This window comes from Mesorhizobium sp. M0830 (assembly GCF_040319965.1).
Classification (GTDB): Bacteria; Pseudomonadota; Alphaproteobacteria; order Rhizobiales; family Rhizobiaceae; genus Mesorhizobium.
In genome coordinates this window covers 1-15579 of record NZ_JAMYOR010000033.1, presented here as the reverse complement: position 1 = coordinate 15579, position 15579 = coordinate 1, and the positions used below count along the sequence as shown (strand labels likewise).

The window sequence follows — 15579 nt, the reverse complement described above, 5'->3', positions numbered from 1 at the left end:
CCGCTTTACGTGGCGGCTGGCGCAGCCGACGATCGGCAGAACAATGTTCCTGCTGAGTAGAACGCACGTCCTCTGGTGAACCGCTATCGCCGTGTCGCATCGTCTCGGGCGCGTGGTCCCATGGGTGATGAACGTCTTCGGGTTTCTGGACGATGGCGACGCGCTCGACCGGAAGCGGAAATACCCAGATTTGCCGTTGACCTACTGCTGCTCGACCTCGTCGGAGATCGCGGTCAACAGATGGGATGGATGTGCTGGCACTACGGCAGTTTGACAAGCCGGCCATCGGGGCGCTAGCACCGTCCAAAGCCAAGAGTCGCAGGGCAGAACTGACCGCACCAAGCGGGCTGCGGGACCCATCAGCTGACGGCCAGGTTAGTACCTCAACGCGCATCAGCACCGTGGATGCGACATTGTCCTTGTTGCGAGCGCGATCTCGGAACTTCGTTGTGACGCAGTCTGTGCAGAGAGCGCACCGCTGTAAGCAAAATCAGCGGAAGAACGACACCCAGTGGAGGCGAGAAGTGATGCGGCGTCAAGATCCTCCGCGCTTTGCGGCAAACACACTGATCCCTCTTCACAACCCGGTCTTTCGTTCTATCTGGACAGCCACGCAGATATCCAGCCTTGGCTGGCTGGTGCAGAGCGTGGCTATAAGCTGGCTCATGGCCACGATTTCAGCCTCCGATCTGATGGTTGCGCTCGTACAGGCTGCATCGACACTGCCCGCGTTCTTCTTGTCGATCCTTGCTGGAGCCATTGCAGACAGCTTCAGCCGCCGTGGCGTGATGCTTGCCGGACACTGCCTGATCGCACTGGCATCCACGGCGCTGGCACTCTCTGTGGGACTGGGCTTTGCTAGTCCATGGCTGATCCTGGGACTGAGTTTCTTGGCCGGATGCGGCTTTGCCTTGAACGATCCAGCCTGGCACGCCTCGGTCGGCGATATCCTGGAAAAGCGCGACATACCCGCTGCAGTGACGCTGATGTCGGTGGGGTACAACGTGGTTCGCAGCATAGGACCGGCGCTGGGCGGTGTAATCTTAGCTTTGCTGGGCCCCCTTACGGCTTTCGCCCTCGCTGCGCTAAGTGACCTGGTCCCGTTGAGCGCTGTTCTGCGCTCACAGTGGCAAGTTCGCTCTTCGCCTCTTCCGCGCGAGCGGATGACTACGGCCATTCATGATGGCATGCGATTCACGGCGATATCCTCAGAGATCAGAGTGGCGATCGTGCGTGCAACCCTGTTCGGGCTGTCAAGCATCTCGATCCTTGCTTTGCTCCCCCTCCTGGTTCGCGACCAGCTGGCGGGAGGGCCAATTGTGTACGGCGTGCTATTGGCCGGCTTCGGCACAGGCGCCTTCATCGCCGGCATTGGCAGCAGCTACTTGAGACGCATCACGTCCCAGAACCGATTGATCACGCTCGCATCCGTTGCTTGCGCAACGTGCTGCCTTTTGATGGCCCTCACATCGTCGGTGGCTGTGGCGGCGATCGCGCTTGCAATCGGTGGCGCTGGCTGGGTTGTCACCTGGACCGGAACCGACGTGTGTGTGCAGTTGGCAAGCCCAAGGTGGGTCGTTGGTCGCACCCTGTCCATCTATTACGCCCTGACCTACGGCGGCATGGCAGCGGGTAGCTGGATCTGGGGTGCTGTCGCGCAGTACTATTCGCTGACGTGGGCTTTGGAAGGTGCTGCAGCGGCACTGTTGCTGGTCGCGGCTGTGGGAAAGCTATTGCCGGTGCGGCTATGGGAGGAATCGGATCAAGCGGCCGTCGACTTCAGGCCACCAGAACTGGCCCTCCCTTTGAAGCCCAGGAGCGGTCCGATCGTGATCAAGATGGAGTACTCGATACTCGAGGAGAGTATCGATGAATTTCTGAGCTGCATGCGCGAAAGGCGGCGCGTTCAGAGCCGCGCCGGTGCGCGGGACTGGACCCTCCAGCGCGACCTTCAGAAGTCGACGCTTTGGACCGAGACATTCCGCACGCCGACATGGACGGACTATCTTCGTCTAAACCATCGACTAACGGTGAATGACAGGGACATAGGCGAGCGCCTTGCCGCTCTGCACATGGGTGAGTCTCCGCCTCGCATCTCACTTTCAATCGAGCGGTCGACAAGCCCCGCCCCCGGCAGCCAAGTCCAGCCTGTGCCTTTTGTATCGCGCCCGTGAGAAAACCAAGACTTGTCTGGGCTTGGACACGGAACGAGCTACTCCTTAATTTGTTGAGCCTGCCCGGATTGCAAATCGTTCCGGCCGCTTAGGCGAGCATGAGGATTCGCGTGGCAATTATGTCCATCACGGGTCCCATGTTCAGCCCGAGACCCCCCTCTCTGCCGCCAGATCGGCTTGAGCACGGATTCAGGTCGCCTGTCCTTTGCATAGCGGCGGGCAACGAATAGCAAGGGGGCGGAGGGTATCCCCGTCTGCGAAGCGGGCAGAGGAGGAATCCGCAAGGCGGGTTGCTGGGGAGAGGGGCCGCGCGCCTCTTTCCGCCTAGTTTTCTCCGTTACAAAGTCCCCCCGGGACGGACTGCCAGTTCACGCCAGGGCCAACCGCATGGTTGCCCGCAGGGGCGACGGCCGCGTCTGCCGGTCCTGCGAGTAGAATAAGATCGGGAAGTGCGGCTTCATCCTCGATGCCAGAGCTCGCTTCGCCGTATCGCGGCCGCCAGCGCCCCTTGCGCTGTCACGAGTCAGCCCACCTTTCTAGCTGGCAGCCATCGGGAGCCAATCCGCAGCACCTGTCGGCGCGCCTTCCGTGTCAACGCAGAACATGATGCATATTCCCAGCGCTTTTTGACAGAGCGAACTACAAAATGCAGAACACAGACTCTCCGCCAAATGAATGCTGCGAGCAAGCAGCAGGCGGAGGAACTCCGTCTGGGCTGAGTATGTGTTTCAACGCGGACAAATAAATTATAGCCAGTTCACGAAACGCCGGGCCCGCTCCTCTGGCGTCCGATCGTCCAGGAAATCCCCTCGGCGCGCACCACGCCAGACACCTCCTTGCCGATATGATGCTCAAGCACCGACCGCCAAGGCACCAGCGTGAACTCGCGCGATTTCTCGATGACACCGTATTTTCCGCCGGCGAGCTCGACGCAGCAGCGCAGCGTACCGTCTATTCGATTGCCATGCCGCGCTTCAGAATACGAGAGCCCGAGTTCGTCCGAGAGCTGACTGGCAACACGGTTCAGCTCTCGTTGGCGCAGCATCGAAAGCATGTTGGCGCGATAGATGACCCGATCCTGCGCATCATGGGCAAGACCTTGCGCGATCAGCCACTGCTGTCGGCGGGCCTGGACCTGACGTACTTCGCGACCGAAGCCAGAGTCGCGCAAGGACTCAGGGTGGGCTGATACCAGCTCCTGGTCGATCCAGGTGGCGCCGTCGAAGCCTACTTGGCTCTCCAGCGGCATTGATGAGAGCTTGTCGACGACAACAGGCTGGGCCCTCGCTCGCTGACGCTCGTAATCCGCGACGCGGTTGAGATGGTCGGGCGCGACTGTCCATGTGCCGTCCGGCTCGCGCTCGACGCCACCGGTCGCACGGCGGATCGCCTCCAGTCGCCGCACGTGCGTTTCGGCAAAGCGTTCGGTGGCCGAGGGGTCATGCTTGAGATGGATATCGATGCTGTAGCGCCCGTCGTTGACCGTGGCGATGCCGGCAATTGTGCGGTCGACTTTTCTTGGCCCGGTGTCCCTCGGCCTGACCCGCACTATGCAGCCCTCTGGTGTCGGTTGGGTGGCCTCGCCTTTGCCGATATCAAAATAGTGGCTTTTGCCGTCCACGCCGTCGACGACGAGGTAATGGCGGTCAGTGATTTCGTCGGCCAGCCCGCGCCCGACGACACGTCCGACCACGGTTTGAGCCGACCCGTCGCATCGATCGTGGATAAGATGGTCGGCGGCACTGCGGACGAGCCCCTTGCCGGTCAGCTCGCGATGGATGGTCTTGACGATGTCGCCGCGCGCACCGATGCGGCGTAGCGTGGCTTCGAGCTCATCCTCCAAGCGCCAGCGCCCGGCAGGCGTCTCCTCGGCGAGGCCCATCCGCTCGAGCTTGCGCAGGCGGCCCTGGTGCAGCGTCTGGCGAAAGGTGTCTCGGCTGGCCGGTGAGACACACCCCTCATCGTCGCGCATGCGCATCAGCTGCCGGTCGATGCTGGTGAAGCGTTCCTGATCCATCTCCTGGCGCAAGCGCTGCTCGATCTCGCGGTCGGTGCGCGGGCCAAGGTCGAGGCTAACCAGTTCGGCTGCGCGCTCGCGCAAGCCAGAGGAGATGTAGTCCCGCGCTATGACGAGGTTTTCGCCGTGATCATCCCTGCCGCGCACGATGATGTGGGTGTGAGGATGGCCGGTGTTGAAATGGTCGACGGCCACCCAGTCTAGCCTGGTGCCGAGGTCTTCTTCCATTTGCGCCATGAGGCGCCGGGTGAGCGGCTTCAGGTCATCATACTCGATTCCGTCTTCAGGGGCGACGATGAAGCGGAACTGATGACGGTCACCGTTCGAGCGATCGAGAAAGGCCCTGCCGTCCGCGTGGTCATTGTCGGCAGCATAGAGCTCGCCACGCTCGCCTTCCCGGGTGACGCCGTCGCGCTGGAGGTAGCGGAGGTGCGCACGAGCCCCGTCGACTCCCTTGCCGGCCAGCTTGACGATGCGTGCCTTCACGACTGCGCGCCGCTGCCGAAACGCCGCGTGGCGGTCGCGCGCTCTAAGAACTGTGGCAGCAGCCCCGCCGCGCCCCACCCGGCTTCCGATGAAGCGGCTGCCGCGTCCGCTCCTGCCGCCTGCTCGGTTGACCGCGGCCTGCACCTGGCCAGCGTAGCGTTTGCCCGCCTTCGAGCCGCGCCAGCCAATTTTGCCGAGCTTCGGCGTGAATTCGTCATCCTGCATGCGGCCTCCGATGAACGAGCAGCAATTTCAGAGGCTTGCGCGCCAGACCCTCCTGGACCCGGAGGCAACCTCCTGGGAAAACGATGTGCAGACAAACACTTGGCCGCCTCCAGGAGGCGCTGCCTTTATCTTGCCTTCCGCGCACCTGCCCCCCTGGCCCCCGCCCGAACCACGGTAGCCGCTGCCCTCACCTGCGATCCGGCCGGCCTGACCTTGCTCGCTCCGATCCGAGCGGCACCAGGAGTTGGCCATTCGGGCCGGTCACGGAAACACCGTTTCGGAGAAAAAACAGCGACTGCCCGGACGGGATTTCCGGCGCGCTTTTGGAACGGGATTTGCCGGTGAGCGCGTCCATATCGGCGGCCGAAATGCCCGCCGCCTTGATCTCTTCCAGATACGAAACCGTCTCGCTAGGCAGCGGTCGCCCGCGCTGCAAATGCTGCTCGTAGCGCTCCGGCCCGGCGTTATAGGCTGCAAACAGGCCTGGAAATCCGAAGCGGTCATACATGGCGCGCAGATAGGCAGTGCCTGCCAGAATGTTGTCGCGAGGGTCGTGCGGGGCGGCTCCCAGGCCAAGCTCTGTGCGCAACTCCTCGTAGGTGGCTGGCATCACCTGCATGAGGCCAATGGCGCCGGCGCTCGACGTGACCGGCCGCCCCTTGAGCGTCGTCTGCCCCCGGCTTTCGGGACGACCGGCTTCGTGTTGGTCGCGGCGGAACAGGAGCATGGTGCGAGACACGCCATGCTCAGCATAAGGAGGGTCACTCGGTCCATAGCGGCACGAGCCTCCCGATGATGTTTTCGGTCGGCACCGGCCCGAAATAGCGGCTGTCGAACGAGCGATCTTTATCGCTGCCGAGCAGGAAAACCTCGTCGGCGGCGAGTTTTCGGCATGCATTCCACCAAGGCAGCGGACGGTGCTGCGTGTCGGTTGCAAGCCGGCGCGCGGCTATCTCGCCGCCGATGATGATGGCGTCGCCGAAGGTGCAGACATGCTCGCCGGGCAGCGCCGCAAGGCGCTTGACCAACGGCACGTTGCTGGGCAGATAGAAGCGTTCGGCGGCGAGATCGGCGACCGGTCTTGGTGGGCGGACGAGTACGAGATCACCACGAGCGGGCGATCCGGATGCGACGCGATAGAGGCCGACCGGCGCACTCGCCGAGGCGTTCCAGACCAGCCAGGGCGATGGTTTGCCGAAGGCGGCGAAGCCGATCAGGCCAAGGCCGATTGTGGCAACGACGATCGTCTTGCGGGCTCGAATGCGCCGCAGATGGCTGCCGATCAGACGGATGGTGGGACGCCGGCTCATGAGCGGCCTCCCTCACCGGCCGAGCCGGATTCGTGCGCGCCATCCTCGGGCGCGGTCTCCTGCGCGTGCCCCTTCGACCAGTCGTCGAGTTCGTCGATGTGATAGCGGACATAGCGGCCGTGCTTGCGGAATTGTGGGCCACCGCCTTTGAGGCGCATCTTCTCCAGCGTGCGCTGGGACAGCCCGATATAGAAGGCCGCCTGCGCGGTGTTGAGAAACGGACTGCCCTTCTTGGCGCGGGCTGCGCGTTCGTTTTCGTCGTCCATGATGATCCTCGTTTCGTTACGGGCAAGCGAGGCGAGGATCGGCGAGCGAGATCGTTTTGGGGACGGGCGAAGAGTGGGGGGCGAGTTTTCGCCTCCCCCTTCGGCGGCCTCACGGGTCCTGGGAGAGGCCCTGCGCCGGTTGGCGGCGCAGGGCTTTGCGGGTCGGCCGGTCAGTCGACCGGGTTCCAGATGATGGCGTAAGTGTCGTCGTCATCCTGGCCGGCGGCGCGGCCCAGATTGGCGTAGAGCTTGCGCGGGCCAAACTCGGGGGCCGCAATCGACAGGCTCACATAGTCCTTGCCGGAGGTCTCGCCGGTGCGGATCCAGGCCGCACCCACTTCGACCCCTTGCGTCAGCACCCGGTAGTCCGGATGGGTGTCGGCGCTCTTTGCCTGATTGGGCACGATGTCGATGTCGGCGCGGACGCTGAGCGTCTTGAGCTGGCCCTTGTAGCCGCCGTTTTCCTGTTTGGTGACGTATCCGATTGCGGTCATTTTCAGTCTCCTCTTGGTGCTCGCAGGGGACCATTCCCCTGCGATGGCGGACCGTGATGGGCGCGTCCGGACCGCCGGAACCGGCACGGCCGCAGCGATAGCGGAGGACCCGAGCGGGGAGTTTTTTTGAAGCGAAGCGGCGCGAGGAAGCCGCCGCAGGCGGCGGGGAAAAAAGCTGCCGGCGAGGGTTTCGGGCGGGCCGGATCCGCCCATAGGTCGTCAAGCCAGGCGCAGGGGAATGGTCCCGGAGACACAATGGAGACCGGTTGCGCGATCGGGGGCACAATAAGCATGCGGCACTATGCAGGGGGCCGGCGGCGCGGGCTCTCTCGGCAACCGGATGTACAATTGGCCCCATGCGCCTGGCGCCTCAGCTAGCAATCCGGGGCGGTGCGGGCTGCCGAAATGGGGGCGAATTGGCGTTGGAATTTATCGCACGCGGCACTGGCTCGGCAAGACGATCAATCGGAGCCGGCGCGGCCCGGAGCGGCGCGCGCGTCCTTAGCGGCAGCACTCGAGAAAACGCCGCTCGGACCCTGATCGACTATTCGCGCACGAACAGCGACTGCTTCCTTGCGCACAGATCGGCGAATAGGAAGGCCTCGCGGCTGGGTAGCTTTCGGCCGGGAATTTGATCCAGCGCGGCAGCCAGGCCTCAAGCTGAGGCGGCTTCTCGATGTTCTTGCCGCCGATTTCGGCGAGCATCGAATCGGCGATTTCCTTGTCGCGCAAGCGATCGAAACGCCATTGTCCGGTTGCCGCCATATGCCGACGACGCGCACGAATTGTCGTCGCCAAGCGCCCACCTTGCGCGCGAACATGCCGGCGGCAGCAAGGGGTCGCGATTGCCGCTGGCCACCACCGGGCAGGCCAACAGCTTGTGCCGCATTTGCCGAATGCGGCGTCAGCCTTGCAGCCGGCAAGGCTGGCAGTCACTGTCTCGTTGGCTGCGCGCTGCGACCCGGGGCGCACCTTGGCGATGCAGATCGGCATAGTTCTGCATCGGGGCGGGTGAGTCCCGGGCGCCGTCGGGGAATGGGCATCTCCTCGCTATCCGGCGTCGGCTCGAGCATCGGGCATCGTCATGCCGCAATCCCTTCTTGCGCCTCGCCTTCGGCATCGGCCTGAAGGCCAAGCAGGAAATCGGCGGCCTTCGAAGCGAGGCTGGCGGCACGGAATATAGCGCGGTTGTCCTCGCGCAGCACCTTCAGCCATGAGCCGATGTAATCGGCGTGACGCACGGTCGGCTCGATGCTGAGATTGCTGCAGACGAAGGCGGCAGTGATTTCGGCGACCAATTCTTCACGCGCGTAAGCCTTGGAGCCGAAGGAGCCGGAGAGGTCGCGAGCAAGCCGCGTCGGGTGGCCGGTCCAGTGGCCAAGCTCGTGAAAGCAGGTCCGGTAATAGTCGATCTGCTGACGGAACGCTGGCTGCGGCGGCACCTGAATGTGGTCGCTGCCCGGCATGTAGAAAGCGCGATCGCCGCCGACCCTGAAATCCGCACCGCTGGCGCGAATGAGCGTCTCGGCCTGCGGCACGATCTCGCACTGAGGCAGCGGCTCGGCGGGGGCATGGAGGGGTTCCGGAAGATTGTCGCACTGCGCGACATTGAAGACGGTGAAGCGCTTCAGAAAAGGCACGGCCTGTGGTGCATCGCCCTCGTGGCGTGCGCGCTCCCTCTCGTCCTTGGGGACAAAGCGGTCGGCATGCACGATGGTCGTGCCGCGCTCGCCTTTCCTGACATTGCCGCCCAGCGCAAGCGCCTGCCGGAAGGTCAGCCAATTCTGGCTGGGATAGCTGCGCTCGATGACGGCGCCCCACAGGATGAGGATATTGATGCCGGAATAGCTGCGCCCCGTGGACGCATTCCTCGGCAGGCCAAGGCCTGCTTTTGCGCTGCCCCATGGCTTGACCCATGGCACGGTGCCGCGCTCCAGCTCGGCAATGATGCGGTCGGTGATCTCCTGATAGAGGCTGGCGCCCGGGCGCCTGCCCTTGTCTGCGCCAGCCTCTCCGCTGGTGGTACGCTTGCTGTTTGCATGCATCGTTTCATCCTCCGCTCACCAATCGCCGCGCCTTTCCCCGGAAGCGGGGTGGGCGGCGAGTCGCGACCGGAAAGGCCCGCCGTGGTAGGCGGACCGCATCCGAAGGACCGGAACGAAGAGGAGGACCCTGAGCGGCACGCGAAGGGTTGCGGGCTGCCGCGGCGGGTCTAGAAGGGAGTGCCGCCCACCCCGCGCCGCCGGGAAAGGCCAACAGACAAACCGCGCCGCCCGCAAGGGCGGCGGCCGTCACAGCCCGAAGGGCTGCCCACGCCAAGGGGCGAAGCCGAATGGCCGAGACCGCCTGAGCTTGCCGAAGAAAAGCGGGCTCGGTTCACGAGCACCTGGTGCGCGTCGTCAGGCGCGCGGGCGCGCGCCAAGTTTTTTCGCACATGGTCAGGCGGCGCAGTTACGTCGAGAACCCAAAGGCACCGCCGCCGTGCGCGCGGCTTCCTCCGAAAACCAGCGCTCGCCTTTCAACAAATTGAGGCATTGTCCCAGACAATATTCCTGTCCGGATCATGATAGATGCGGCGCGCCCGCTAGGACCGGAGGCTGGACAGAATCTCGCACGGATCAGCGTCAAGGGCCGCAGTTATGTCGAGAAACTCGATGACGTCGAGACGCCGCTCTGCGCCCTCGTACTTGGCCACGAAGGATTGGGGACGACCAAGCTTGTCAGCCAGCTGCTCCTGGGTCAGGCCTTTGGCCTTGCGCAGCGAAAGCAGCTGGGCCAGAAACCGCTGGTGGCGGGGCGATCGAAGGGATTTGGGCATGGAGGCGAACCGGTCGGGTAAAGACCGGATCAGCGACTAATCCCGGTTTCGGATTATCCCATTTTGGGATAGACTGCGTGCGCTCACAGGCGAGGTTCGCAGGCATGAATGGACCAATGGGAACAGATGAGACTCGAAGCTCAACTTTGAGCGATGAAGTCCCCTGGTCGGAGAACCTCACGAGCTACGACAGGGAGCATTTCACGATCTACCTGCGGATCCTGGATGCCTGCGCCGACAATGCCAGCGAAAAGGAGATGGCCGAGCGCATTCTCGGCATCGACCCGTCCATTGACCCGGTCCGCGCCCGCAAAGCTCTTCGCAGCCATATCGACCGTGCGAACTGGATGGTGACGACCGGCTACAAGGAACTGTTCGCCGGCTGATGCACAGCGCCCACTGCCACGGTGTTTCGAGCAGGCAAGTCTCTGTAGCCAAATTCGGCAGCGCACGGCCGCGACAGCCGGCGCGGCGGGAGCGGTCACAACTGGTTCGCGTGCTGTTTGACTGCCATTTCCAGTGCTTGCATCAAAGGCACAGCCTTGGAGAAGAGGAAGCCCTGAGCGGTTCGGCAGCCAGGCTTGTGCAGGGTTTGCCGATCCGCCTCTGTTTCGACGCCCTCGGCCATGACCTCGATCCCGAGCATCTCACCGAGTTCGATGACCGATTTGACAAGCAGTCGGTCCTCTCGGGACTTGGCCAAGCCGCGAATGAAGCCCTGGTCTATTTTCACCTTGCGTATCCGACGGTCCTTGAGAGATGCCAAGGTAGAAAAGCCGGTGCCGAAGTCATCGAGCGCGATGGAAATACCGGCATGTGAAAGCCGTCCGAGCTTTTCATCCACTCTGTCCGGGTCCACCGGCGATTCTTCGGTAATCTCGATTTCGAACATCGTCGCAGGCAGGCCTCTTGCCGCCAGACCATGCAGAACCATGTCGTCGATATCGCCGGCTTCCAGTTCGCGAGGGGAAACATTCATCGCCACACGAATGTTACGACAGTCAGCCTTCACCAAGCCGTCGATAAAAGCACAACAGTCGGCGAATACGGTTTGCGTCAGCAGCTGAAGCATTCCGGTTTCGCGTGCGGCCGTGATGATTTCGGGTGGAGAGATGGCACCATGCGTCGGATGGCACCATCTCAGCAAGGCTTCAAAACCGACCACGGTCTCGGTTTCGAGTTTCACGATCGGCTGGAACCAAGGTTGCAATTGTCCCGTCTTTATCGCCGAATGAAGATCCCGTTCGATGGACTGGCGACGTTGCAGTTCCCTGTCGAGTTCGGCATCGAACAGGCAAAATTCGTTCCTGCCATGGCGCTTGGCCGTATACAGGGCGATATCCGCCCGCAACAACATTTCAGTCAGGCTCGGCGTCTGCGCCAAGTATATCCCTATCGATGCCCCGACCCGCACGGACGCGACCTCGATATAGGGGCGAGCAATTTTGGCTATGATATTGGAGGCGAGATCACTGGCAGAAAGCGAAGCTCTCGTTGAGGGAAAAACCAGCACGAATTCATCGCCGCCGATACGAGCGAGCGTTGAGCCTTCGGGTGCTTCCTGCTCTATGCGGCGGGCGATCATGACAAGCAGTTCATCACCGGTCCTGTGACCGTAGGTGTCGTTGACAGTTTTAAAGCCGTCCAGATCAATCAGCATTGCCACGAAGGGGCCATCCGCGGTCTTGAACCGACCGATGGCGTGTTCGAGGCCCCGCCTGTTGAGAAGGGCGGTCAGATGGTCCTCCTTGGAGTTGCGCTCCATTTCCGACGCAAATCGCTCTGCCTCATGTCTCAGGCGGCTTGCTTCGCGGAAGCGCGCCTGCCCAACAAACGAAGCTCGGACCAAGCCGCCCATGAAGAGCAGAACGGTGAAAGCCAGAATGTAGCGTTCAAAATTGCCTTTCGCCAAAAGGCACGCGACCGTGATGAGGAGTGGAGGTGTGATGAAGCTGGTCGCCGCCGCGGCATACGAACTGCCATATGTAACCGCACCAGCTGAAATGCCCGCCAGTATGACCAGATGCATCGGTGCTTGTGGTGTTGTGTATCCAACAGTCAGGACGGCCGGGAAGGACCAGGCAAACCCTACCAGAAGGGCAAGGACGCCAAACATGCGAAGGCGCGGCAAAACGCCAAGCAAATCCTGATGGCGCCCCGTTTCCTTTAGCTGAAAACGGGCGAGTGCAAGCCGGGCGGCATTTAGCGCATTGACGACCAGGAACCAGCTTGCAGCGGCAAAGCCGCCGCCAGAAAGGGCCTGCACCGCGCAAATCAGGCCTGACAGGATCGCGCTTATCGGCATCGACACGAAGAGCCCGGCCCTCAGGTCAGCAAGCTGATCCTGACGGATTTTGGCCTCCAGCGATTCTTCTTCCTTTTGGGGTGCCATGAATGGACCAGCTTGCTTGCGTCGTTGTTCGCGAGGACCACACCTATGCAAGCCCACTGAAGGACGGGTTAACTACCCAGCGAGGGTAACCAGTGCGCTCACCATGCTTCGGGTCACACCTTTGGCTTAGCATTGCCGAATCATCAAGGCTTCGCCCGCGCGCGTGCCTTGATCCGAATCATGCCATGATCGGCAACGTCACCAGGAAGCAGCCTTGCCCGCGACGCCGCGCGCCAGCAAGACAAGGAAGCCGCGCCGAGACAGCGCTCCAGAGCGGCAGCGCTCTGTGCGATTCACCGCCTGAGCATGGCCGAAATGCCATGGCGGACAAAGGGAAGATGTTGGGCAAAGCGGAGCGCAGCATGTCTTGCAAGCCGTGCCGCCGGGTGCTCGCTTGAGTAGAGACCGACAAGCATGTTGGTGGCATGATAGAGCGGCCCCGCCGACAGCCGCAGCCGGCTTTCGTATCTGCCGAGCATGTCGGGATCGGCAATGTCGCGGCGGGCGCGACATGCTGTCAGTATTTTATGAGCGAGTTGCTTCTGGCCGCTGAGGCCGATGTTGAAGCCATGCGCGGTCACCGGGTGCATGCCGATGGCAGCATCGCCGATCAGTGCCGCACTCGGAGCCGAGAACTTGTGCGCCCAGGTCGTGACCAGCGGATAGGCATGGCGGGTGCTTGCCAGGGTCATCTCTCCGAGACGTCCTCGACACCGGTTCATCAATTCCATGAGGAACAATTCGTCATCGAGAGCAAACAGTCTGTCGGCCTCACTTGAGCGCAAAGTCAGAAGCAGCGACGACACGCCTCCCATGAGCGGCAACATCGCGATGGTCTGATGGTGGTCGAACCATTCGACCGCGATCTGGTGATGGAAGCGCTCGTGCCTCACTCGGCAAATCAGCATGGAGTGGCCAAGCGGATGGATGTTGGCGCCAATGCCGAGCAGGTCGCGCATCGCGGACAAACGCGAATCCGCTGCGACGAGCAGCCGAGCGGCCAATTGCCTGCCATCAGAAAGCGTTATGACCGCCTCGTCTTCGCTATTTGTTGCATTGACGACCGAGTTGCCGCACAGCAGCCGGGCATGGTCCTGGAAGTAGACAATTTTGAACAGGGCATCGCGGATCCGACAATTTGGGACCAGAAATCCGAGTGGTTCCCCAGATCGGCTGAGAGCATCGAAGCACAGGGCGAAAGGGCTCGATCCGTTGAGCACGCGCGCGCCATGAAGCGGTGATTTGTCCGATGCGGGGATGGCATCCCAGGCGCCGAGCTCGCGCAGGATTCTCACTGATGCGTGGGTCAGCGCGATCTCGCGACCGTCGAAAGCCGGATTCGCCAGGCTGTCGAGCGACTGTCGTTCAACCACTGCCACCTTAAGTTGGCTCCGGGCGAGCGATGCTGCGAAGGCAAGCCCGACCGGCCCAGCTCCGACGACAATGATGTCGAATGTTTCCACAGAGCCGGCCATCAGCGTGCCGCCATAGCGGCTATCTGCGATACGAAGCGCTCTTGAAGCATCGCAATCACCCACGGTTTGCCGCTCATCTCCCCAGCGTCGATAGACATGCGTTCTCCGTTCAGAAGACGGGTCAATGAAACCACGCCGTTGAAGAGATAACGCTGATCTGGATCAACCAGGCTCGACAAACCCGGCAACAGCGGGTTCACGGTCGAGTGGTCGATTGCCGCGAAAACGTCTGCATGTCTAGGCATTCTGAATGGTCGGCTTCCCAATCGCGTGCCCCTCCTACCCAAAGGTTCGGCAACGTATTGTGGCTGATCCGTTCTTCGCACGCGCGCCGATATCGTCATAACGCGGGCAATCGCCAGCAAAGATTCGGTCGACTGACGACCAGCATCCGCACAGTCGTTGGCGCCGCCAACCGGTTCAGTTCACCGAGAACGGATCCGTACTGAGGAGGAGGCCGTCCTTGACTTGCCCGACGCCGGCAACCTTCTCAGCCGCAACGATCGCTGCCTTCCGTTGACGCTCGTCGACAATCGTCCCCTTCAGTTCGACAACGCCGTCGCTGACCCTCACATCGATCAAGTCACCACCGCTCCAGGTTTGTCCCTGCAGCTCGGCAAGGATAGCCTTGCGGATCAGGTCGTCATCGGGTGGCGTAGTGCCCTGTTTTGACATGGCGCGGATCAGGACAAGCAGCAAATCAGTTCGCGTGATGATGCCGACGACCCTTTCCCGATCGACAATCGGGACATTGTTGATGCGGTGTTGCATCATCAGGTCGACAACATCTGCAATCGAGGCGCCAGGAGGCGCCGAGATGACCTGTGGGCTCATCACCTGATGGATGATCCGTCCGTTCGAGCGCACATAGTCATGGGCGGTTGTGCCCGGGCCAAGATCAAGCTCCAGCCAGCGCGGACGCACACGCTGGGTTCCGAGTTCCTCTCGGCGCAAGAAGTCGCTTTTGCTTACAATGCCAACCAGGGTGCCGTCGCTGTTCGTTATCGGCAGGCAGCTGACTTTGTTTGAAAGCATGAGCTCGACCGCTTCGGCGATTGTTGCGTTCGCATCCGTTGTGATGACTGGCTTTGTCATTATGGATTCGGCTTGCATCCTCACCCTCCTGATTTTTCCTCGGACGACGATAGGGCATCCCGACCCGCGGCGCTTTGATCTGGGGCACTTGGAGCGAGTGGCATTCTCCGCGCCGTCGTCGCTGTCGATGAGAATGCGCTCCGCCGCGCCATCGAGACCCTCGTACTGGCCGCTTCTCAACGCCCAAAGGAAGCCGGACAGGCCGAGTGCGCCAAGGAATAGGGCTACGGGGATGAGGTAGACGAGCGTCGTCATTACGATTTGGCCAAGGCGCCGGCCCGCGCGGGCCTGTCTTGCCGCGCAATTGCGGACGACGCACACGTTGCGAAGCCTTGCAGACGCATGGCATTTCCAATCACGAGCAATGACGAGGCTGACATCGCGACCGCGGCGATAAGAGGCGTAACATGGCCCAGAATGGCGATCGGCACGGCAACGGCATTGTAGACAATCGCGATCGCGATGTTCTGGCGGATCAGGCTCCCCGCCTTGCGCGAGACGTCCAGCGCGAGAGGCACTGCCGCAAGGCTTTCACGCAGGAATACGAAATCGGCGGCATTGCGGCCGATGTCGGCCGCGGTGGCCGGCGCGATCGACACATGCGCGGCGCTCAGTGCAGGCGTGTCGTTGAGGCCGTCGCCAACCATCAGAACCCGCAGTCCCTCTCTTGCCAGGGTCTCGATGCATTCGACCTTGCCGGATGGCAGCAAGCACGGAACGAAGTCGTCGATCCCCAGCATCTTCGAGACTTCGCCGCAGGCGGCCGCCGTATCCCCCGACAGCATCCGCACCGACACCCCGGCATCCTTCAATCGCTCGATCGCTGC

At 62.3% G+C, this 15579-nt stretch carries 15 protein-coding genes; 2 read left to right on the top strand and 13 right to left on the bottom strand.

Annotated features, from left to right (window positions below):
- The first annotated feature begins 527 nt into the window (after positions 1-527).
- The gene (locus tag NKI20_RS19605; protein ID WP_352833239.1) at positions 528-2174 is read left to right on the top strand and encodes an MFS transporter; all 1647 of its coding nucleotides are present in this window, start codon (positions 528-530) and stop codon (positions 2172-2174) included.
- Between the two features lie 757 nt (positions 2175-2931).
- On the opposite strand, the gene rlxS is transcribed toward NKI20_RS19605, so the two are convergent.
- The 8 genes from rlxS to NKI20_RS19565 all read right to left on the bottom strand — a co-directional run bounded on the left by rlxS (position 2932) and on the right by NKI20_RS19565 (position 9790).
- Positions 2932-4902 (bottom strand): relaxase/mobilization nuclease RlxS, encoded by a 1971-nt coding sequence (rlxS, locus tag NKI20_RS19600; RefSeq protein WP_352833236.1) that lies wholly within the window; start codon positions 4900-4902, stop codon positions 2932-2934.
- Positions 4903-5089: 187 nt separating this feature from the next.
- Positions 5090-5641, bottom strand: a complete 552-nt coding sequence (locus NKI20_RS19595; RefSeq protein WP_352833233.1) for a lytic transglycosylase domain-containing protein — start codon at positions 5639-5641, stop codon at positions 5090-5092.
- A gap of 22 nt (positions 5642-5663) precedes the next feature.
- Positions 5664-6212 (bottom strand): S26 family signal peptidase, encoded by a 549-nt coding sequence (locus NKI20_RS19590; RefSeq protein ID WP_352734910.1) that lies wholly within the window; start codon positions 6210-6212, stop codon positions 5664-5666.
- Complete coding sequence (locus tag NKI20_RS19585) at positions 6209-6478, bottom strand: helix-turn-helix transcriptional regulator (RefSeq protein WP_023735797.1); 270 nt, start codon at positions 6476-6478, stop codon at positions 6209-6211. Before NKI20_RS19585 ends, NKI20_RS19590 begins: the two co-directional genes overlap by 4 nt.
- Before the next feature lie 170 nt (positions 6479-6648).
- Positions 6649-6972, bottom strand: a complete 324-nt coding sequence (locus NKI20_RS19580; protein WP_023735798.1) for a DUF736 domain-containing protein — start codon at positions 6970-6972, stop codon at positions 6649-6651.
- Positions 6973-7473: 501 nt separating this feature from the next.
- Positions 7474-7770: a hypothetical protein gene (locus NKI20_RS19575; protein ID WP_352833229.1), complete on the bottom strand. Its 297-nt coding sequence runs from the start codon at positions 7768-7770 to the stop codon at positions 7474-7476.
- Between the two features lie 284 nt (positions 7771-8054).
- Positions 8055-9017 carry an ArdC family protein gene (locus NKI20_RS19570; protein WP_352833226.1) on the bottom strand — a complete coding sequence of 321 codons (963 nt, stop codon included), beginning with the start codon at positions 9015-9017 and terminating at the stop codon, positions 8055-8057.
- A 539-nt stretch (positions 9018-9556) separates the two neighbouring features.
- Entirely contained in the window at positions 9557-9790 is a 234-nt protein-coding gene (locus NKI20_RS19565) for a helix-turn-helix domain-containing protein (RefSeq protein ID WP_352833223.1), read from the bottom strand.
- 104 nt (positions 9791-9894) lie between these two features.
- On the opposite strand from NKI20_RS19565, the gene NKI20_RS19560 reads away from it, so the two are divergent.
- Complete coding sequence (locus tag NKI20_RS19560; protein ID WP_081731037.1) at positions 9895-10176, top strand: DNA -binding domain-containing protein; 282 nt, start codon at positions 9895-9897, stop codon at positions 10174-10176.
- A 95-nt stretch (positions 10177-10271) separates the two neighbouring features.
- On the opposite strand, the gene NKI20_RS19555 is transcribed toward NKI20_RS19560, so the two are convergent.
- The 5 genes from NKI20_RS19555 to NKI20_RS19535 form a co-directional block, all read right to left on the bottom strand.
- Positions 10272-12182, bottom strand: a complete 1911-nt coding sequence (locus NKI20_RS19555) for a putative bifunctional diguanylate cyclase/phosphodiesterase (protein WP_352833220.1) — start codon at positions 12180-12182, stop codon at positions 10272-10274.
- Between the two features lie 293 nt (positions 12183-12475).
- A complete protein-coding gene (gene ubiM / locus NKI20_RS19550) occupies positions 12476-13657 on the bottom strand; it encodes a 5-demethoxyubiquinol-8 5-hydroxylase UbiM (RefSeq protein WP_352833217.1) in 1182 nt (393 codons plus the stop codon).
- The gene (locus NKI20_RS19545) at positions 13657-13857 is read right to left on the bottom strand and encodes a hypothetical protein (protein WP_352833214.1); all 201 of its coding nucleotides are present in this window, start codon (positions 13855-13857) and stop codon (positions 13657-13659) included. Before NKI20_RS19545 ends, ubiM begins: the two co-directional genes overlap by 1 nt.
- Positions 13858-14077: 220 nt before the next feature.
- Positions 14078-15007 (bottom strand): cbb3-type cytochrome oxidase assembly protein CcoS, encoded by a 930-nt coding sequence (ccoS, locus tag NKI20_RS19540; protein WP_352833211.1) that lies wholly within the window; start codon positions 15005-15007, stop codon positions 14078-14080.
- Positions 15007-15579 (bottom strand): HAD-IC family P-type ATPase (locus NKI20_RS19535; protein WP_352833208.1); only part of this gene is annotated, 573 nt, incomplete at its 5' end. The genes NKI20_RS19535 and ccoS, both read right to left, overlap by 1 nt.